The sequence below is a fragment of the Paenibacillus sp. FSL F4-0122 genome (genome assembly GCF_038002845.1).
GTDB classification, from domain to species: domain Bacteria; phylum Bacillota; class Bacilli; order Paenibacillales; family Paenibacillaceae; genus Paenibacillus_AQ; species Paenibacillus_AQ odorifer.
Window position 1 is genome coordinate 3,442,273 of sequence record NZ_JBBODI010000001.1, and the last position, 20,941, is coordinate 3,463,213.

Below are 20,941 nucleotides of genomic sequence, written 5' to 3' on the forward strand. Positions count from 1 at the left end.
GGCTGTTATCAACAGGCCTGTAAGAATACCCTTTTTTATTGTGTTAATAGATTTAGAGTTTCATATTACTGCTGTGACCCGGTGAAAGCTTGGCTTCTGGATCAATGTACACCTTAGCATTATTCACAGCCGTTGGAGCTTCGCCAAATCCTACAGCAATCAGCTTCAGCTTACCAGGATAAGTTGTGATATCGCCGGCAGCAAATATGCCTGGAATACTTGTTTCCATACGCGAGTCAACAACAATGGAGTTCCCCTCAATCTCAATACCCCATTCGGCAATAGGACCTAGGGAAGAGATGAATCCGAAGTTAACAATAACGCTGTCCACTTCAATTTCTTGAGTTTCTTTGGTCTTGATATTTGACAATGTAACCTTAGTAATGAACTCTTCACCATGCAGCTCTGTAATTTCAGTAGGGGTAACTACGTTAACCTTGGAAGCCATCAGGTTCTCAACGCTATGTTCATGCGCACGGAATTTATCCCGGCGGTGAATCAGGGTTACCTGTTCAGCGATGGGTTCCAGCATGAGTGCCCAGTCAACTGCAGAGTCACCGCCACCGCTGATCAGAACTTTTTTATCTTTAAAGGCATTTAGATCATTTACAAAATAATGGAGGTTTGCTTTTTCAAAACGTCCAGCGTTGGGTAATTCCAAACGACGAGGTTCAAATGCACCTACACCAGCTGTAATGATGATCGCCTTACTGTGGTATTCGGCTACATCGGTTGTAACCACAAAATGACGTTCGTCCCGTTTTTGAACAGAAATCACTTTCTCCTCCAGCCGGATATTGGATTGGAACATATCCATTTGCCGAGACAGGTTGTCGACCAATTCTTGTGCTGTTACTTTTGGAAAACCTGCCACATCATAAATGTATTTTTCTGGATAAAGGGCAGCAAGTTGTCCCCCCAATTGGGGCATACTTTCAATAAGGGTTACTGATGCCTGACGCATTCCGCCGTAAAATGCGGCAAACATGCCAGCTGGCCCGCCACCTATGATTAAAAGGTCGCTCATAGGAACGCTGGATTGCTCTTGGGTCACGGGATATTACACCTCCGAGTTGATATATTCATTTTGCCATACTTGTGTACCTACTTATTATAATCATTGTGACACATACCTGCAAAGAAAGACTTTAGAAGTCAATAAAAGTGTGACGTTTTTTAGTATTTTAATGTTTGATTAATGCTACACTAAGGTTTACAATGGATATGGTCAATTTAGAAATGCTTCAAGTTTGATTGGAATTTCTTCTAAATATAAGTGTATAAATTCACAAAAAGGACCGTACATTGTTTCAATAAAAAATACAAAGACAGATTTACCTCTTGGAAGGAGCCGGAACATGAGTAGTATTCCCAAAATCGTTATCTTAGGCGCGGGCTATGGGGGTATTTTGACCGCACAGCGCTTGCAGAAGGCTTTGAATTATAATGAAGCGGATGTCACGCTTGTAAACCGTCACGAGTACCACTATTTTACTACCCATCTACATATGCCTGCCGCGGGTACGGACAGTATTGAACACACTCGGGTGTCCATTTCGAAACTAATCGATGAATTCAAGATCGACCTCGTGAAGTCATCTGTTCAGGAAATTCGTACTCAGCAGAAAAAGATTATTTTGGAGGATGGTACCCTATCGTACGATTATCTTGTCATTGCTTTAGGTGGAGAGCCTGAAACATTTGGTATTCCTGGACTTGATAAATACGCACTGACAATCCGGAGCATCAATTCCGTTCGTTTAATTCGCGAGCATATTGAATATCAATTCGCTAAGTACAAGAACGAGAACAATGCTCAGGAGCATATTAATTTTGTTGTCGGTGGTGCTGGCTTTAGCGGTATCGAATTTGTAGCTGAATTAGCTGACCGTATCCCTGGACTGTGTAAAGAATATGACGTTGATCCAAGTATGGTTAATATATATAACGTAGAGGCTGCTCCGACAGCACTGCCTGGTTTTGCTCCTGAGCTTGTTGAGTATGCGATGGACTTGCTCACCAAAAAGGGAGTTACCTTCAAGATGGGGGTTGCGATCAAGGAGTGTCTGCCAAACGGGGTGATTCTGGCATCAGGCGAAGAAATCAAAGCCTCCACAATTATTTGGACAGGCGGAATCCGTGGCAATCGTCTTATTGAGGCTGCCGGATTTGAAGCTATGCGTGGGCGCGTGAAGGTAGATGAATATCTACGTGCATCGGGCCAAGAGAATATCTTCATTATTGGTGATGGCTCCCTTATGATTAATCCGGAAGGACGCCCTTACCCGCCAACCGCTCAAATTGCTATGCAGCAGGGTGAATGCTGTGCGCATAATTTGGTAGCGGCAATCCGCAATCAACAGCCGAAGAAATTCGCATTCAGCAATAAAGGAACCGTGGCTTCCCTAGGCAAAGGCCAAGGAATCGCTGTAGTAGGCAGCAAAACTTACAAGGGCTGGACTGCAGCTCAGTTGAAAAAAGTTGTAGATATGCGCTACTTGTTCATTATCGGCGGAATTCCGCTGGTTCTGAAAAAAGGAAGATTCTTATAAGATGCGCCATTGCAGCGTACAGGTACGCGGACTGCTGACTCGGGAAGAATTGGACCGTTATAACGGACTGATAGAGGTTGGATCTTATCTGGAGGATCAGAACCAGTATGATCTGGCTTATATCGTTCAGAAGGAAATTGATCTGCTCATTCTCCCTGGTATCGAACGCCTGAAGGATAAAGGGCGCGCTCGGGATCGGGCCACGGCTGAATATCTGGAAAGTTTACGTGAAGATGAAGAGGATAACGAAGATGAGGATTCAGGAACTTCGGTGTCTTAATCTAATAATATGGTAATAAAAAGGGTGTGTCTCCATACGAACTGGAGACACACCCTTTTTTGTTATTACAGCTTGAGCATTTCTTCAAAAGATTCTTCAGTCAGCAGATTGCCGACATAAAAAGGTCCGAATTCGCCGTAACGAGCACTTACTTCGTCAAAACGCATTTCGTATACCAGCTTTTTGAATTGCAGTGCATCTTCAGCGAACAGAGTCACGCCCCATTCCCAGTCATCAAAACCGACGGAGCCGGTGATAATTTGCTTCACTTTGCCTGCATATGAACGTCCAATTAACCCGTGTGAAGCCATGAGTTCCCGGCGTTTGTCCATATCAAGCATGTACCAGTTATCGGCAAGCTCGCGTTTTTTGTTCATAGGATAGAAACAGATGTGTTTCGCTTGCGGTAAAATAGGCTTTAGCCGTGCGGCAACATGCGGATTCTGCATTGGATCGCTGCCGTCGCTACCACTGCCACCAGCAGCGTAGTTGCTTAATTCAACAATACTTACATATGAATAAGCTTTGGTTGTATATTGAGCAAAAGCGATTTTGTTAAAGGCGGTCTCAAGTTGGTTCAAAGCTTCTAGGCTTTCGCGCAAAAACATCATTACAAAATCGGCCTTTTGGCCCACTATGGAGTATACTGCGGTGCTGCCTTCTTTAGCTTCCTCAACAGGGCTCCATTCCTGCATAAAAGCATGTAGTTCTTCCAGGGCAACGGCACGTTCTTCATCATCTGCTGCCGTCCAAGCGGTCCAGTTCAGAGAGCGGAAGTCATGCAGTGCATACCAGCCTTCCAGTGTCAAAGCGGCTTCGATCATGATCTCACTCCTTAAAAGTTTTACGAAGCATAAGCCTCGCCCAAAATAACATCGCGTAAAACTCGCAATTGAAGCATAAACTTAGTCTTACGAAGCATCTGCTTCATAGGCTATGTATGATCTGATTAATCTACTTGCATTGTATCGCAATCAAGCCGCCAAGAGCAAACGGAGGCATCCTGTAAGTGTGCGAATTAGTGCGTGAATTTGAATAAAGTTCATTGCTTCGTGACATTTTTTCTAGTAAACTTACTACTAGCTTGTAAAAGATGTGCGCTTCTTTATAGAAAGGGGTGGAGACGGTAAGATGGGATTTATTCCAGTGTTTATCCTAGCCGTTTTATTCTTTGTGATGATGTTTGGTATCGGCTTTATTCTTAACATGTTAATGAAGACAACCTGGTTCCCCGCTTATCTATTCGTACTTATTATTCTACCCGTCGTAATCTATTCTATTTGGGATAGAAACGCGATGTCGCTCTGGGAGCATCTCTCCAGTTTCCACTTTGTTGATTATCTTACAGGTGTCGCTGGTCTTGCAGGTGCTATACTTAGTGGATGGACCATTCAAAAGCTGCGCTTTGGCGGTTACAAGATGTTTTAAAGATTCGAAAGAGCCTATGTTATGAATCAGTCTTATATTTCTGCGAGAAACGGGATACCTTCCTCTTTAGAGGACGGCGAAGCCGTTTCTTCTTGTTTAATAGAGGTAGATATTCGTAAGAAGAAGTTGATTATATTGCGAAAAGAGTCGAAATTGGGATTTTATTTACATTTTCGCTATGTTAATTTGTGATAGAATAGAATCCTGTATGAATTCGTGTAAACAAGGGGGTATCCGTAGATGCGGATGAGTAACTTACATCATTTCACCGAACATCATCGGTACTGCGTTTCCCGCGAATTTGGTCTTAGTGTTATAGATGGACGTATGCTTAGCTCTGTATATCAACCTATGGTGGGAGCCTTTGCAATCAGTTTCTATCGCTTGCTGGTTGAACATGTGCCAGCAGATAGCATTGGCTATTCTGGAGTGGAGCAACAGCGCAGGCTATTTATGACTTTGGGTGTTGAACCCAATGAGAAAGGCCGCAAATATTTAATTGATCAGGCTTCCCGGTTAGAAGCAGTGGGTCTGTTGCAGACCTGTCGAATCTATGTGCCGGAAACAGATGATTATTTATATGAATATGAGCTAATGCCGCCGCTATCGCCAGCCGACTTTTTTGCCACTCAGCATTTAACCTTGCTGTTACGTGATAAGATTGGCAAATTTGCTGTGCTGTCCTTACGGGAACAGTTCTGGAATCGCGAGCCGGAAGAGTGGAGTCGCAGATCTATAGGCAAAGAGAATATTTCCGTGCCTTTTTATGATATTTTTCAACTTAATACACATGTCATTGATTATGAGTTGGAGCAAGCTTTGGCAGAGGTAGCCTCTGTTCGACAGCCCGGCACGCTTGAATCCGGAGAGCAGGCAATCGGATATAGTGACATTATTTTGCGTTTTCCACGGGAGTCTGTGAATCGGGCTCATGTAGAAAAACTGCGCTTCGACCATACTCAAATGGGTGTAATTAACTATGTTGCTCATAAATACGAACTGAGTCCGCAGGATTTATGTCGTTTGCTGGATGAGGATGGAGTGTTCTCACCGGAGGGCGAGGTAATGCTGGATGCGTTGCAATATAAAGCGAGCCAACATTTCAGGCAAGATATGAAACGACAGGAAAAACGTGAAATTGCGGCTGCAAAAGTTGTTTCCATCCGGTCCAGTGCGACCGAAGAGAATGATGATTCTATAGCACCACCAGAGCAATCAGTTGAGATGGAGTATTATGTAGAAGTACCGCCACAATTTTTGTCCAAATGCGACATTCACCAATATAATATGATGCTGCGTAACGAACCTTATACAAGACTGCTACAAACCTTTTTCCCGGGTGCAGTGCCCAGCCATCTGATGGATATGTTCGAGAAAATAGATCTGAACTATAAGCTGAGCGGTGAAGTAATTAATGTACTCATTCATTATTTAATGACTATGGTAGCCTCGGGTGGAGAACAGCGGATGAACCGCAATTTTGTAGAGGCTATCGCCTCCAATATGCTGGTTAAACAAGTGAACACCTATGAGAAGGCTGTAAGATATATTAGAGATCAGTCCAAAGTGAAGGGCAAGGGGACAACGGCTAATACTGCTGGAGGAACACGATCACGTTCTTATGCCAAAAATACAGGCCGATCCAATAAACCGGAAATTCCGATTGTGCTGGATGATGGAAGTGCCGGAACAGTATCGGAAGAGGAATTCGCGGCGATGATGAAGAAAGCGGCAGAAATTAAGGCTAGTAAGAAAAAAGGCGTATCGCAAACGCCTTAATGAAAGAGAGGTGGAACAATGGAGTCTATGGGCGATGTACTTCGTTCGATCAACAATCCAACTCTACGGCAGCGTCAACGCGATCTTGAACAGGGGTTATTCAATCATCCACTTGTGAAGGCATTACAGTCCGAACATCCTGAGCTGGACGAATCACGACTGCGGCTTCATATGAGTCGCCTGTATCAATATGTAGAGGAAAGCCGAAACTGTGCGAACTGCCCAGGACTAGAGAAGTGTCCAAATGATTTTCCTGGCCATTATAGTAAACTAACGGTAGAAACTGTGAATGGTTCAGTGGATCTATATGAACGCAAGACGGCATGCCGACTTAAAGTGGCACAAGATAATCAGGATAATATCCGCAAACGTATTCGTAGCTTTTATGTGGACGAGCGTGTACTTAACGGCGGTTATGATGAGATAGATATTATGGGCAAAGACCCGCGTCGGGTCTCGGCTGTGAATAAAATATTTGATTATATCACCAGTGTTAAAGAGGAAGGCCTGACTTCACGCGGCATTTATTTACATGGCTCTTTCGGAACAGGCAAAACTTTTTTGATGTGTTATTTGCTGCATGAGCTTGCTGTTGCTGGATATACCGGAGTGATCGTATACATGCCAGACTTTATAGAGGACTTGAAATCGATCATGATGGATGGCCAGAAAATGAAGGAAACTGTCGATACGATGAAAAACTGTGATTTGCTTATTTTTGATGACATTGGTGCGGAAAATTTGAATCCTTGGGCTCGTGATCATGTACTTGGGGCGATCTTGAATTATCGGATGAACCGCAAACCAACCTTCTATACCTCGAATTATCCATTGGATGGCTTGGAGAAACATCTTAGCTTTACGAGCAAAGATGGTGAAGAGGTCTATAAAGGCCAACGACTAATGGATCGCATTGCTCCTTTTGTGGATGTGCTTCCACTGCATGGGGAGAATCAGCGAGGGGCCAATAGATAAGCTGGAATATTCATAATGTAAAATTTAAAAGAGCAGTGATTCCCCTTTTATTGGAGGATCGCTGCTCTTCGTTTTTTTAGTTATTCGAACTCAAACGCCGCTTTTTCCATGCTGCGAAGCAGGATCGTCGGAAGTCTTGAGTGTACTTTAATTGTCCAAACACACTTTCCGGTTGCAACATCTGGCGGGCATACTCACTCTGATCGATAATTAGGGAATACCTCCCTAAAATTCAGAGGTTTCTGCTCATTAGACTACTAATTAGGGAATATCTCCCTAAAAATGAACTGATTCGTCAGCGAAAATAGATATTCTCCCGATTATTAGGGAGGAATTCCCTGATTCCGTTCATTTATAGCAAATATCGGCTATAATCAGGGAGGTTTTCCCTCATTATTCTCAAAAAAAGAAGCCGTCCCATAAGTAGCATTCACTACTTTTGAGACAGCTTCTTTTTATTGTGCGATGATTCCTTTACTCCGAGAGAATGAATTTAAGGATGACCATTCCGAAAAAGACAACCGTCATAAACGTGGTCATTCCGAAAAATCCGGTCATTAAATCCCCAAGATCATTGCGGGGTTCTTCGTTGATATGTTCTCGTGGGTCCCGTACTTGCGCGTTAACATCCATAGTTTCTGCCTCCTTACAGGGACAAGCCCTGTATTGTTAGATGCAAATTGACATTAGTTTTATGAAATAAGTCATTGACAATTAATGCGCTTTCTTTAAGTATACCGAAATGCTGGGGAGGTTGTAAAGAAAAGAGTACGCAAAAAAAATACATTGAAGGCAATATAATTGCGAGTGATATTTCACATATCCCATAAAGATATGTTATACTTGTAATGTGTCGGTAAGTGGTAATTTGGTTATCATATTACATGAAACAATTTATTAACTCATATTTCGGAGCAGCTTCCATGAACTAAGCTTTGGCTTAAGATGTGCGTGATGCTTCGCAAAACTTAAAGGAGGAACAATATCATGGCTATCGTGAACGTGTCTGACCAATCCTTCAGTAACGAAGTGGAAGGTCAAGGTACTGTAGTAGTAGACTTCTGGGCTCCTTGGTGTGGTCCTTGTAAAATGCTCGCTCCAATCTTGGATGAATTGTCCACAGAGCTGGGAGACGACGTGAAAATTGCAAAATTGAATGTGGATGAGAATCCGGAAACGGCTTCCCGTTTTGGTGTTATGAGTATCCCAACTCTGATCTTCTTCAAAGATGGTCAACCGGTAGATAAAGTTGTGGGACTGAACTCCAAAGAATCCCTGAAAAATATCGTAGCAAAACATCAATAATTGATAGATGCTACTGTTCGGGCCTCGGCCCTGCCACTCAGCGCCTTCGGTTCATTCCGGAGGCGTTTTGTGTGCTGAATGCCAACTAATCATGGGTCCAATTTAGCTGGAGGGGATCATTTTGGACAATATCCGCAATAAACTGGCACTACTACCCGATCTGCCTGGCTGCTATCTGATGAAGAATCAGGAAGGCACTATTATTTATGTGGGCAAAGCGAAGGTACTCAAGAATCGGGTGCGGTCTTATTTTACAGGCAGTCATAATGGTAAAACGCAGCGGCTTGTCGCTAATATTGCTGATTTCGAATACATCGTTACGTCCAGTAACATGGAAGCGCTCATTCTAGAGTGTAATCTGATTAAGAAACATATGCCGCGTTATAATGTGCTTTTGAAAGACGACAAGACGTTTCCTTATATAAAAATAACGAATGAAACTCACCCGCGCCTTGAGGTTACACGCCGGGTGATTAAAGATAAAGCAAAATATTTTGGCCCTTATCCTAATGCTTATGCTGCTCAGCAGACAAAAAAGCTCCTAGATCGTATGTACCCGCTTCGTAAATGCGGTGTGATGCCAAAGGAGGTCTGTCTTTACTATCACATGGGCCAGTGTCTGGCACCGTGTGAGAAGGAGGTTCAGAAATCCGAGTATGAGCAGATTACGCAGGATATCGCTGCTTTTCTAGGCGGAGGTCATGAGGCGGTTAAAAAGGATTTACAGCAAAAAATGCAAGAAGCTGCTGAGGAGTTATATTTTGAGCGGGCGAAGGAACTGCGGGATCAGATTATCCATATCGATGCATTGATGGAGAAGCAGAAGATCAACACTACAGATACTAAGGACCGGGACGTATTTGGTTATGCTGTAGACAAGGGATGGATGTGTGTACAGATTCTGTACATGAGACAAGGGAAGATGATTCAGCGCCATTCCTCCGTGTTCCCGTTCTATGGTGAAGCCTACAGTGACTTTATGTCTTATGTGACGCAGTATTACAGTGATAATCCCGCTTTGCCGCAGGAGATTCTGCTGCCGGATGTGCTCGATGAGGAGTCTCTGGCTAATAAAGAGGCTAAACCTGAGATCACGATAGCTGCTCCAGCAGAAGCGGATTTACAACAGGGTGAAGATACTCCTGAATCGGCTGAAGAGGCTGAGGCACGTGCGACGGCGGAGGAGGAAGCTGCTGCAGCTGGGATCGTGGATGCCGCCGGCGGCGCCTCCATTCTGCAGGAGTGGCTGGGCATTAAGGTGCTTGTGCCACAACGCGGTCTTAAGAAGCAGATGGTTGGCATGGCCTGTCAAAATGCAAGAGTGGCTATCGACGAGAAATTCCGGCTGATTGAACGGGATGAAGAGCGTACCTCTGGAGCAGCGATCAGCTTAGGTGAGAGCTTGGGTCTTGAACGCTTGAGCCGCATTGAGGCGTTCGATAACTCGAACATTCAGGGGACTAACCCGGTCTCAGCGATGGTTGTCTTCATTGATGGCAAGCCTGCACGAAAAGAGTATCGTAAATATAAGGTTCGTACGGTAGTGGGTGCGGATGATTATGGAACGATGCGCGAGGTCATTCGGCGGCGATATGAACGGGTATTGAAGGAGAATCTTCCGATACCGGATCTTATCGTGGTCGATGGCGGGAAAGGGCAAATCTCCTCTGCTATTGATATTCTGGAGAATGAGCTGGGATTATTCATTCCGGTCTGCGGCCTTGTTAAGGATGATAAGCATAAGACGGCTCAGCTTTTGGTTGGAGATCCGCCAGAACCTGTCGCGCTAGCCCGGGACAGTCAGGAATTTTACCTTTTGCAACGGATTCAGGATGAGGTCCATAGGTTCGCGATCACCTTCCACCGTGAACAGCGCGGGAAGTCCATGGTTACCTCCAAGCTGGATTCTATACCTGGTATAGGTGAGAAGCGCCGTAAAGCGTTGCTTAAGCATTTCGGATCGCTTAAGAAAATTAAAGAAGCCTCCGTGGATGATTTCCGTACACTTTCTATTGGAGAAAAGCTGGCAAGACAAATTCTTGATGCGCTCAAGGACGAAGAGCCAACCTCATAGCAATGATGACAAAAGAAAAAGGGTATCACAGCAGCGACTAAAGCTGCTATGATGCCCTTTTTTTAATTTGGTTATAGGATGTACACTATTTTATTTTCTTAAATCAAAGAAGAAGGCTCCACCGGCTTAGGTTTCTGTGGTGGATTAAATCGATAGACGATGTAAGCGACTATGAACGGCATAATAATCGCGAAGATACCCGCGCCTACATTTACGCTCTCCTTCATAAAGATCAGCGTAGCGCCCATCAGGATGCTGTCAAACACGACGTGGCTGAACATGACAGCAATAAATCCGTAACGAAGGAAAATATAACTGAACAGCAGCCCGATTACGGTCAGCTCAATCGGACGGGAGCTGATGGGATAGATCGGATATAACGTATGGCCAAACGCCCAAACCAGCGTGGTGATCAAGCAAGCGACGAAAGTGTTCCGGAACACCTTTTTCAGCATAGGGATTCCGAAAAAGCGATAAATGGCTTCCTCAGATAAACCAGCGAGCCATGCGACGATAGGCAGAAGCCAAGCATATCTCATGTTATAAGGAGACTGGGTGGCGTCTGTAGTAGACCAATTGTGCAAGGTAAACGATAATATGATGAACATAACCGTCTGCACCCCTAGCAGAACGAAAGCCCACATGTATCCAGCCCGGATACTATCCAACACATATTGTCCATAGCCGGGCTCTTTGGCGCGGGGCCAAGGGTTCATGCCTCCCTCTTTTCGCCATAGGCCATTGCCGCCCACTAAAGAGAAGTAAAGCAAGGAGGACATCAGCAGGCTGTATAAAGCATAAATGATAAACATAATGACAGAGGTAATCTGTGCTTCTAGCCCTTCGCCTGTTGATTCAGGCAGCATATTATAGGTGCTGATCATCATGATTACAAAATAGGCTGAGCTTAGGAATACCCCACGTTTAAAGGAAGTATGCTCTCTTCTAAGAATACTGTAGACGAGTGCCAGAATTCCTAAAATCAGTGTGGGTATACCGTAACCGAATAATGTCAGCTTTTCCGCTAAAGAGGTCTGTCCTTGTACGTAGGAGGTATGCCAAGCCGGTGCAGTGAATCCGGCATTAAAGCTGGAGACCTGCTCTCCACTGAAATCAAAATAATAGTGCAATAAGGATTCGCCGACCTGAACAGTGCTATCCGTATACACCAGCCCATGGCTTCCTGTATTCGATTCAATTTGTAGCTTGGCAGGATTTACTTCCCATTCCTGAAGCCAAGGACGAGCAAGATTCTCCTTCTGCGCTAGAGTGAGGTCAGCTCCCTTGTCCTCTTTTGCACCAACGGAAGCAATGCCAGACCCCTCTTCGGAGGCAACTTTTGCAGCCTTTGAGAAAGCGACAATCTCGCCGGTATACATATTGAGGTCAACGATGATTTGCGGCTCTTGATCCGCTGACGGAGTAAGCGTTGCACGAAAGACATCAAAAGGATATTTTTGATCCAATTTTTTCTTGGTGTAGTCCTCCACAAGCTTCTCGCGAGACATATAACCATAAAAGGAAGAGTCCGTCTCGTAAAGTACATTCCATTGATCGTTTGGTGCTTCGGTGTAATTGAGCTTTTGTTCTGCGAATAATACGGCTTGGTCACGGGCTTCTGCCTTGCTAATAACGGTGGTATCTTCCCCTGTAGAGCTGCTTAGCAGCGAAGGGGAAATCTGAAACATAATAAATAGAATAAGACCGATAATGCCCGAGATGATGAGCCTCTTGGAGAGGGCACGTTGCTGTAGGGGCTGGCCGACGGGATTCATGTAACGCCTCCTTGTTATGTACTGACAATGTTATGTTCCATTATAGTATTAGTGCCTGGCTGGTTACAAAAAACATTATATGTTCTTTTTATGGGTAATAGAGATAGTATAGAATAGTCATGTGAATTTATACCATGAATTTTATCGTGTTCATTTGTGTACGAATGGTGAGAATCGGTGTAATTGCAGGGAAAACACGGAAAAGTGATGAGAAAAGGTACTCCATTTGATGCAGTCTCTTTAAACCGCATTTTTTCATGTGAATGAGCATTAATTGTGTCTTTGTGAATTCACTAAATAACGTATATAATTTGTATGCAATTGTATAGTAGCCGAATTTCTGGTGAAAACGGGGGAACCATAAGAAGTGATGAAAAGTGGAGTGTACAAGATAAATGGCACTTTCATCAGGGGTGAATTTCGTTCTAGGAACGAATAGGGCAGCCTGCACAGTCCGAATCCGTCAGCTAACCTCGTAGGCTAATTTACTGCAGGAACCAAGTCAGCATTGGTTTTCCAGTGCTTTTTTTGTTGGAATTTTTGATAAGAAGGTGAGCATAGTGGCTTCACAGTTTCGCAGGATTTCTGAATTTAAGTTTCTGAAGCTCTCGCCGCCGCAGATACTGGTGCTTGGTTTTGCATCGATTATTCTGATAGGGGCCTTGCTGCTTATGTTGCCCATTTCAAGCACAAGCGGGAATTCCGTGGAATTTATTGATGCATTATTTACTTCAACTTCGGCAACCTGTGTAACAGGACTTGTTGTGCTGGATACCGGAACTTCGTTCACGATTTTTGGGAAAACCGTAATTATGATCCTGATCCAGATCGGCGGCTTAGGTTTTATGACCATGGCCACTCTATTTTCACTGGTGTTAAAGCGTAAAATTTCTTTGCGGGACAGGCTAATCCTACAGGAAGCCATGAATCACGGCTCTATGGAAGGAATTGTGCGACTGATCCGGAGAGTCCTTATATATTCTCTTGTCATAGAAGGCTGTGCCGCTTTGCTGCTGTCTATTCGCTGGGCTTTTGATATGCCACTGGGAAAAGCGATTTATTTTGGCATATTTCATGCGGTGTCTATGTTTAATAATGCGGGGTTCGATATTTTTGGGGATTTTCGCAGTTTAACTGATTATGTATATGATCCGCTTGTGAATATTATTGTGATGTTTCTGATTGTCTCCGGCGGGATTGGTTTTATTGTAATGTCAGATCTGGTGGAGTTTCGGGTAACCCGCAGGCTGTCTCTACATAGTAAAGTTGTCCTGTCCACCAGCACAGGGCTGATTCTGATCGGAGCTCTGGTTATTTTTATATTCGAGTTTACTAACACTCGTACCCTAGGTTCACTGAATTTTGGCGGTAAAATATTATCAGCCTTCTTTCAATCCGTGTCTCCCCGTACGGCTGGCGCGAACACAGTTGATATTGCTGGACTTCGGCAGGCTACACAATTTTTTATAGTGATTCTTATGTTTATTGGTGCTTCTCCAGGCTCAACGGGCGGCGGGATCAAGACAACAACCTTTACGATGATGATTGGTGCTGTTATTGCTATGCTGCGTGGACGGGAAGATGTTGTGTTGTTCCGTTATCGGCTGGCTCAAGAGCGCATCTACAAGGCATTAACGATCACACTGCTGGCTTTGTTGTTAATCGCCTCTGTGTCGATGATACTCTCCACAACTGAAGACAGTAATTTCTTGGCAATCTTGTTTGAGACGACCTCCGCCTTTGCTACGGTAGGACTGACTATGGGGCTAACTCCGGAACTGTCAGCGATCGGTAAGATTCTACTCTGTCTGACGATGTTTGCAGGTCGGCTAGGTCCACTAACCTTGGCGTATGCACTCGGTCCCAAACAGGGTAAACCACTGTATAAGTATCCTGAAGGTAAAATAATTATTGGATAGGAGTTAATTAGAAATGAAAGCACAGCAATTTGTAGTAATCGGCTTAGGTCGCTTCGGTTCAAGCCTGGCGCTTGAGCTGATGGAAATGGGCTACGAGGTGCTCGGCATTGACCACCATGAAGAACGCGTGGAGGAAATGAGCGATCAGCTGACGCATACGGTAGTAGCAGATGCTACAGATGAGGGAATTATGCGCTCGCTTGGTGTACGGAACTTTGATTGTGGGATTGTTGCGATTGGTGACAATATGGAGAGAAGCATTCTGGCGGCCATTTTGTTAAAGGAGATTGGAGTCAAGCAAGTGGTGGCTAAGGCAATCTCCATCCTTCATGGCCGCGCACTGTCGCGGCTGGGGGTTGATCGGGTTATTTTTCCGGAGCGGGATATGGGGATTCGTGTGGCACACCAGCTGGTGACGCCCAATTTGCTGGATTATATTGAACTGTCCAAGGATTATAAAATTGTCGAGCTGACCGTGCCATCCTGCATGAACGGCAGAAGCTTGTCCGATTTAAATACAAGAGCTAAATATGGCTGCAGCATTGTTGCCCTAAATAGGGAAAGCGGAATAATCGTCGCTCCAACTGCCCATGATTATTTAAGTGAAGGCGATGTTATGGTACTCATTGGTCCTAATGAAAGTATTGACCGTTTTGAGAGTGAAGTTGTGAACCAAGAATCATAGTAAAAGAAGCTGACTCAAAAGTAGTGAATTCTACTTGGGGGCAGCTTCTTTTTTATGGAGTAAAGAGTAGGAAAAGTAATGGATTTTACTATGCCATATGACTATAGATCACGCGTAGTGATCTGTGCTATTGGGGTGTGTGGTGGGCGAGTTACTAGGTGTGATATTCGTACGGCTGTAGTAGATGATTTGTGGTATCTGTGACAGTGGACTATGGGCGAGATGCGTTCTTTGTTTGTACGATGTACAGAGTGGGTGTGAACTAATTAGAGAAAACTTCCCTGAAAACAGCCGCTATTCGCTCTAAATAAACGAAATTAGGGAATTTCTCCCTAATAATTAGAGGGATTCCTTATTAGCTACTGAATCGGCCAAAAATTAGGGAAGTTTTCCCTAATTATAAGTCTTCTGAACAAAAATCTCTGAATTTTAGGGATAAATCCCCTAATCTTTCGATAAGTGCTTCACTTATTGCCTCATTTGGAGATCAATAGGTGCGCCCCTTGATTCATTTGGTCCGGCTTTACTGCTCACGTTCTGTCAGAAACATCTCTTCGGTTACTTGCACCAGACTGCGAGCCGCCGTGCTCATGCTTCCATCGTCACGGTAAATCAGGCAGGTGGTCCGTTGAGTCTGCTCCAGCTCCTTGATATGTAAGGACACCAGTCCGCCGCCGTTCAGCAGCTCTGGACGCAGATAAGACTTTGGCAGCAACGCAGCCGCTTTGACAGTCGGAAGCAGCCGCACGATGGCTTCGAAGGAGTCAATCTCCATGCGCACATCGGGATCAATCCCGCAGCGCTGGAATAGATCGTCCGTCAGGCGCCGGTACCAGGTCCCCTTTGAGAAGAGAATCATAGGCAGCCGGGATAGATTATCCATGGTTAGCTTGGAAGATAAATTTAAAGGATGCTGCTCTGAGACGACCAGTCGCAATTGATCCTCAAACAGAGAAATGCAGCGTAACCCAGGTTCTTGAATAGAGGAAGCGATCAGACCTACATCTGATTTCCCCTCACTAACTGAGGATACGATCTCATGCGTTCGGCCTGTAATCAGCTTCAGCTCTGCGGTCGGATATTTGTCCATATAAGCGTTAACCAGCGGCGGAAGCGTGGTCTGCAGTGAGGTAAGACTAGCCCCCAAGGTGACAAGCCTTGGCTCCCCCTCTTTGAATTTAGAAAGGGCTTCCAGAAACTTGGAACGCTGCTGCCGTTGTTCAAGCGCATAGGAATAAGTGAGACGCCCAACCTCGGTTAACTCCAGTCGTTTGCCATAACGATTAAACAGTGCGACCCCCAGACGTTCCTCGAGTTTAGAAATTTTGCGAGACAAGGCGGGCTGGGATAGATTGAGCTGGCGTGAGGCCCGGTTTAAGCTGGAATGTTCCACAACTGCTGCAAAAACATCTAAATCGTCAAACATATATTGAGGTTCCTCTCCTAGTGCGATGTATGATCAGTAGTGATGAAATTCATAGCCTTAAGGGTAACTGTTCTTATTACATAAGGAAAATCAGGTTATGTCGGAAAATGTTGTTTCGCTAAATGAGAATTATTATCATATAAAATCTATTCTTATGCGTTTATTGTATAACGTTTAATAATTAGATTGCAATTCCCTTATAAGCGAAAAAAGAGTAACATGAAAAGTGACACAAGATATTCACATTTTGTGAAAAATAAAACTAAGTCCGGTAAACTCTAGGATAACGGTAAATTAAGGAATTATGTCATTGGATTGTCAACGTTATCCTGTGTCAAATGTAGTTCCGGCGGTGAATACCCATTAATGAAAACGCTGTTTTAATCGGAAAGGGGTTACTTTGTATGAAAGGATTTTATTCCAGAAAGATTCATTCCTTGCTAGGCGTTATCCCACTTGGAGCCTTCTTCATTGAGCACATGATGACGAATTTTGCGGCTGTAGAGGGTGGCGCTTCCGGTTTCACTGACAGCGTGTTATGGCTGAACAGCTTACCGCTCGTCTTCTTCCTGGAATTGTTCGGTATATGGCTTCCTCTGCTGTACCATGGGGTATACGGACTTTATATTGCGTATCAATCCAAGCCGAACTTGAACCGTTTCAACATTGAAAGAAACTGGCGTTATACCCTGCAACGGATTACAGGTATTGTTACCTTTATCTTTATCGTCTGGCACTTGTTCCAAACACGGGTTCAGGTGGCAGTGGGTAATGTGGAGCACGAAGAATTAGGCGGTCTCATGCACGATATCGTGACTCAGCCACTTCTGCTGACACTGTATATTATCGGTATCGTTGCTGCATGCTTCCACTTCTCGAACGGTCTCTGGTCTTTCTTAATCAGCTGGGGAATTACCGTCGGTCCTCGTGCACAGCGGGTATCTTCTTACCTCTGTCTTGGCATATTTGTCTTAGTAACGTTCATGTTCCTGATTTCGCTGGTTACTTTCCGTGACAGTGAATTTCAAACTGCAGCAACTATTGCCCAGTCCATAAAGACCTTCATTTAATTTAAGAATCCTTTCTGATATTTTCGATAAAAGGAGTGAACTATCATGGCAACATCCGATATCATTATCGTGGGCGGCGGTCTGGCCGGCTTGATGGCTACCATCAAGGCAGCGGAAGCTGGTGCGCATGTCCATTTATTCTCATTAGTTCCTGTAAAAAGATCACACTCCGTATGCGCGCAAGGCGGCATCAATGGCGCGGTAAATACAAAAGGTGAGGGCGACTCCCCTTGGGAGCATTTTGACGACACTGTCTATGGCGGTGACTTTTTGGCGAATCAGCCGCCGGTTAAGGCGATGTGTGAAGCTGCGCCAGGTATCATTCACCTTATGGACCGGATGGGCGTTATGTTCAACCGCACACCGGAAGGTCTGCTCGATTTCCGTCGTTTCGGCGGAACGAAGCGGCACCGTACAGCTTTTGCCGGCGCGACAACAGGCCAACAGCTGCTGTACGCGTTGGATGAGCAGGTGCGCCGCTGGGAATCTGAAGGTCTCGTAACTAAACGCGAGAACTGGGAGTTCCTTTCGGCTATCATCGACGACGAAGGTGTATGCCGCGGCATCAGTGCCCAGAATCTTAAGACGATGGAGATTGAGACTTTTCCTGCGGATGCTGTTATTTTGGCAAGCGGCGGGCCGGGTATTATTTTTGGCAAAACAACGAACTCCGTTATTAATACAGGGACAGCTGCAAGTGCGGTGTACCAACAGGGTGTACATTATGCCAACGGAGAATTTATCCAGATTCACCCAACCGCTATTCCGGGAGATGACAAGCTCCGCCTGATGTCGGAATCGGCACGTGGCGAGGGCGGCCGTATCTGGACTTATAAAGACGGGAAACCGTGGTATTTCCTCGAAGAAAAATATCCGTCCTACGGTAACTTGGTGCCGCGCGATATTGCTACACGTGAAATTTTTAATGTGTGTGTGGATCAAGGGCTGGGCATTAATGGCGAGAACATGGTGTATTTGGACCTCTCTCACAAGGATCCGAAAGAGCTGGACGTGAAGCTTGGCGGGATTATTGAAATTTACGAAAAATTCATGGGGGATGATCCCCGTAAAATACCAATGAAGATCTTCCCGGCTGTACACTATTCTATGGGCGGCATGTGGGTTGATTACAATCAAATGACGAACGTTCCTGGTCTTTTTGCAGCCGGAGAATGTGAATATCAATATCATGGAGCGAACCGTCTAGGCGCCAACTCACTGGTATCTGCTATTTACGGCGGTATGGTCGCAGGACCAAAGGCTGTTGAATACATTAAAGGCCTGAAGAAATCATCGCAGGATATCTCTTCTTCCGTATTCGATAGCTTCCACAAAAAGCAAACGGACAAATATGAATCTCTGTTAGCGATGTCAGGTACAGAGAATGCTTATGTGATTCACAAGGAACTGGGCGAATGGATGACCGCCAATATGACCGTGGTGCGGCACAATCCGAAGCTGGAAGCGACCATTGGCAAAATCAAAGAGCTTAAGGAGCGTTATCGCAAGATCAATATGAATGATGCATCGCGCTGGAATAACCAAGGTGTGGCCTTCACTCGCCAGCTCTGGAATATGCTGGAGCTGTCCGAAGCGATGACACTTGGAGCGCTTATGCGGAATGAGAGCCGTGGTGCACATTACAAACCGGAATTCCCAAATCGTAATGATGAGGAGTTCTTGAAGACCACAAAAGCAGCCTGGACTGCAGAGGGTCCACAAATCTCCTACGATGAAGTGGATGTCTCGCTGATTCCTCCACGGGTACGCGATTATTCGAAGGATTAATGCTTTCCAGTAACAGAATAGCTTGCGAGGCAAGCTTCATGAAATAAAATCAGGCAATTTGAGGAGGGAACCATTATGGCGGAAACAGCTGCAGCTCCCAAAAACGTAAAGTTTATCATCACCCGCCAGGACGATCCACAAAGTTCATCGTATGTCGAGGAATTTGAACTTCCTTATCGTCCAGGTATGAATGTGATCAGTGCTTTGATGGAAATTCAGCGTAACCCTGTGAATGCCAAAGGTGACAGCACAGTTCCCGTATGCTGGGATTCCAACTGTTTAGAAGAAGTGTGCGGAGCTTGCTCCATGGTGATTAATGGCAAACCCCGCCAAGCTTGCGCTGCACTTATAGACAATCTGGAGCAGCCTGTACGCATTGAGCCTATGAAGACATTTCCGGTGGTGCGTGACTTAGTCATTGACCGTACCCGGATGTTCAATGCGCTAAAAAGGGTGAAAGCATGGATTCCGATTGACGGTACGTACGATCTTGGACCGGGACCGCGGATGCCGGAGAAAAAACGGCAGTGGGCCTATGAATTATCCAAATGTATGACCTGTGGCGTATGTTTGGAGGCTTGTCCGAATGTCAACGAAAAGACGGATTTCATCGGACCGGCAGCCATTTCTCAAGTACGTCTGTTCAATGCTCACCCTACAGGTGAAATGAACGCTGACGAAAGATTGGACGCTCTTATGGAGGATGGCGGGATCGATGGCTGTGGTAACTCACAGAACTGTGTACGCGCTTGTCCAAAGGGGATTCCTCTTACGACATCTATTGCAGAAATAAACAAGCAAACAACGAAGCATATGTTCAAACGTTGGTTAGGTGTGTAATTAATAGTACCGCCAAATGTTTATCTATTGAGCTATCCTCAAAGTGGATTCCATTCGCTGGGGGTAGCTTTTTTTATGTTGTTAAGACTCTCTTATCTGCTTGAGGCGGGAAAGTCTTGCAGGGCTGGAGCAAGTTCAGAATATTGACCAATTTATGCTATAATATCCATTGTTAACGTAATGTTAGCTGTGGAACAAGGAGGAATAATCGTGATTTGTCGGGAGCAAGATGGAGCAATTGTAATGGTTAAGCAGCATGATCACGGGAAACTTGCCGGAGAGCTGGCCATTGGGTTCAAAGAGCAGCATGTGCCAACTGAAGGACGCCGGGAAGAGGTACTGTGGGCAGTAGCCCAGCATGATAGGGGTTGGATTGATCTCGATGAGACCCCTTTCTGGAATGATGCGGAGCAAGCACCCTACACCTTTATTGATTTTCCTGTAGTGCCTAAGTTGACCTTTTATAAGCGTGGATTAGATGAGATCGAGGAACACACACCGTACGGAGCGTTGCTGTGCAGCTTGCATTTTGAGCGGCTTATTAAGATTTCGGGACTCGATTATCCAGAACTAACGTTATATCAAGAACATGAAGAGGAACGCAGAGCACGTATCCATCGGGAGCTTGAAGCTTCTAAGCCTATCGGAGAAGATGAGCTGTATTATGATGCCCGTCTTTTAGAATTCTGCGATGATCTGTCCTTGTATTTGGCCTTAAATGAGCCGGGGTGTCCGAAATCAGAGGAGCATCCATGGTGGCGTGAAGGGTTCTCAGGCACTGAAGATTTCAGTTTTACGTCAGGTCGTGTTATCACAGCGGAGTGGCAGGATAAGTCAACGTTAATGCTTGAACCGTTTCCTTTTGTAAAAAACCTGGAAGTAGCATTTATACTGAGACGAGTTCAAAAATCAGAAATCGCAAAAAAAGGGATTGCACGCGCTTACAGCGAAACTCCGGAAGAAGAATGCCGGATTGTTCTAACTGCCCGAAATAATATATAAGTTATTATTTGGACCGTCTGTTTTTCGGGGAAAAGGTAAAGAA

At 45.0% G+C, this 20,941-nt stretch carries 18 protein-coding genes and 1 riboswitch; of the genes, 13 read left to right on the forward strand and 5 right to left on the reverse strand.

Translation table 11 applies throughout. The features are described 5' to 3' along the window. Positions 1-52 precede the first annotated feature (52 nt). Complete coding sequence (locus tag MHH49_RS14885) at positions 53-1,027, reverse strand: NAD(P)/FAD-dependent oxidoreductase (protein WP_036685581.1); 975 nt, start codon at positions 1,025-1,027, stop codon at positions 53-55. Between the two features lie 331 nt (positions 1,028-1,358). Between MHH49_RS14885 and MHH49_RS14890 the strand changes: the two genes are divergently transcribed. Both MHH49_RS14890 and MHH49_RS14895 read left to right on the forward strand, forming a co-directional pair. After that, positions 1,359-2,552 carry an NAD(P)/FAD-dependent oxidoreductase gene (locus tag MHH49_RS14890; RefSeq protein ID WP_076274259.1) on the forward strand — a complete coding sequence of 398 codons (1,194 nt, stop codon included), beginning with the start codon at positions 1,359-1,361 and terminating at the stop codon, positions 2,550-2,552. A 1-nt stretch (position 2,553) separates the two neighbouring features. After that, entirely contained in the window at positions 2,554-2,832 is a 279-nt protein-coding gene (locus MHH49_RS14895) for a hypothetical protein (protein ID WP_076103726.1), read from the forward strand. A 65-nt stretch (positions 2,833-2,897) separates the two neighbouring features. On the opposite strand, the gene hemQ is transcribed toward MHH49_RS14895, so the two are convergent. After that, entirely contained in the window at positions 2,898-3,656 is a 759-nt protein-coding gene (hemQ, locus tag MHH49_RS14900) for a hydrogen peroxide-dependent heme synthase (RefSeq protein WP_036685226.1), read from the reverse strand. Positions 3,657-3,963: 307 nt separating this feature from the next. On the opposite strand from hemQ, the gene MHH49_RS14905 reads away from it, so the two are divergent. From MHH49_RS14905 to dnaI, 3 genes are all read left to right on the forward strand, one after another. Then, complete coding sequence (locus tag MHH49_RS14905) at positions 3,964-4,260, forward strand: YuiB family protein (protein WP_036685224.1); 297 nt, start codon at positions 3,964-3,966, stop codon at positions 4,258-4,260. A 240-nt stretch (positions 4,261-4,500) separates the two neighbouring features. Continuing rightward, positions 4,501-6,039, forward strand: a complete 1,539-nt coding sequence (locus tag MHH49_RS14910) for a DnaD domain protein (protein ID WP_076134189.1) — start codon at positions 4,501-4,503, stop codon at positions 6,037-6,039. Between the two features lie 18 nt (positions 6,040-6,057). Continuing rightward, a complete protein-coding gene (gene dnaI / locus MHH49_RS14915; RefSeq protein WP_036685219.1) occupies positions 6,058-7,014 on the forward strand; it encodes a primosomal protein DnaI in 957 nt (318 codons plus the stop codon). Positions 7,015-7,488: 474 nt separating this feature from the next. On the opposite strand, the gene MHH49_RS14920 is transcribed toward dnaI, so the two are convergent. Continuing rightward, the gene (locus tag MHH49_RS14920) at positions 7,489-7,647 is read right to left on the reverse strand and encodes a YqzM family protein (protein ID WP_094902239.1); all 159 of its coding nucleotides are present in this window, start codon (positions 7,645-7,647) and stop codon (positions 7,489-7,491) included. Positions 7,648-8,001: 354 nt separating this feature from the next. Here MHH49_RS14920 and trxA point away from each other — a divergent pair, with 354 nt between their 5' ends. Beyond that, positions 8,002-8,319 (forward strand): thioredoxin, encoded by a 318-nt coding sequence (gene trxA, locus MHH49_RS14925; RefSeq protein WP_036679814.1) that lies wholly within the window; start codon positions 8,002-8,004, stop codon positions 8,317-8,319. 121 nt (positions 8,320-8,440) lie between these two features. After that, positions 8,441-10,393: an excinuclease ABC subunit UvrC gene (gene uvrC, locus MHH49_RS14930; protein ID WP_305953825.1), complete on the forward strand. Its 1,953-nt coding sequence runs from the start codon at positions 8,441-8,443 to the stop codon at positions 10,391-10,393. A gap of 98 nt (positions 10,394-10,491) precedes the next feature. On the opposite strand, the gene MHH49_RS14935 is transcribed toward uvrC, so the two are convergent. Continuing rightward, positions 10,492-12,168, reverse strand: a complete 1,677-nt coding sequence (locus tag MHH49_RS14935; RefSeq protein ID WP_076216153.1) for a CPBP family intramembrane glutamic endopeptidase — start codon at positions 12,166-12,168, stop codon at positions 10,492-10,494. 320 nt (positions 12,169-12,488) lie between these two features. Then, positions 12,489-12,666, forward strand: a riboswitch (cyclic di-AMP (ydaO/yuaA leader). A 62-nt stretch (positions 12,667-12,728) separates the two neighbouring features. Here MHH49_RS14935 and MHH49_RS14940 point away from each other — a divergent pair. Continuing rightward, positions 12,729-14,087: a TrkH family potassium uptake protein gene (locus MHH49_RS14940; protein ID WP_341138222.1), complete on the forward strand. Its 1,359-nt coding sequence runs from the start codon at positions 12,729-12,731 to the stop codon at positions 14,085-14,087. A gap of 13 nt (positions 14,088-14,100) precedes the next feature. Next, a complete protein-coding gene (locus tag MHH49_RS14945) occupies positions 14,101-14,772 on the forward strand; it encodes a potassium channel family protein (RefSeq protein ID WP_036679808.1) in 672 nt (223 codons plus the stop codon). A 523-nt stretch (positions 14,773-15,295) separates the two neighbouring features. Here MHH49_RS14945 and MHH49_RS14950 read toward each other — a convergent pair. Beyond that, a complete protein-coding gene (locus MHH49_RS14950) occupies positions 15,296-16,198 on the reverse strand; it encodes a LysR family transcriptional regulator (RefSeq protein ID WP_036679806.1) in 903 nt (300 codons plus the stop codon). Positions 16,199-16,602: 404 nt separating this feature from the next. Between MHH49_RS14950 and MHH49_RS14955 the strand changes: the two genes are divergently transcribed. The 4 genes from MHH49_RS14955 (at position 16,603) to MHH49_RS14970 (ending at position 20,898) form a co-directional block, all read left to right on the forward strand. Further along, positions 16,603-17,268 carry a succinate dehydrogenase cytochrome b558 subunit gene (locus MHH49_RS14955; RefSeq protein WP_036679804.1) on the forward strand — a complete coding sequence of 222 codons (666 nt, stop codon included), beginning with the start codon at positions 16,603-16,605 and terminating at the stop codon, positions 17,266-17,268. A 45-nt stretch (positions 17,269-17,313) separates the two neighbouring features. Beyond that, on the forward strand, positions 17,314-19,056 hold the full coding sequence (sdhA, locus tag MHH49_RS14960; protein WP_036679802.1) for a succinate dehydrogenase flavoprotein subunit: 1,743 nt from the start codon (positions 17,314-17,316) through the stop codon (positions 19,054-19,056). Positions 19,057-19,131: 75 nt separating this feature from the next. Then, positions 19,132-19,896 carry a succinate dehydrogenase iron-sulfur subunit gene (gene sdhB, locus MHH49_RS14965; protein WP_036679800.1) on the forward strand — a complete coding sequence of 255 codons (765 nt, stop codon included), beginning with the start codon at positions 19,132-19,134 and terminating at the stop codon, positions 19,894-19,896. A 210-nt stretch (positions 19,897-20,106) separates the two neighbouring features. Continuing rightward, positions 20,107-20,898 (forward strand): DUF3891 family protein, encoded by a 792-nt coding sequence (locus MHH49_RS14970; RefSeq protein ID WP_341138223.1) that lies wholly within the window; start codon positions 20,107-20,109, stop codon positions 20,896-20,898. Positions 20,899-20,941 lie beyond the last annotated feature (43 nt).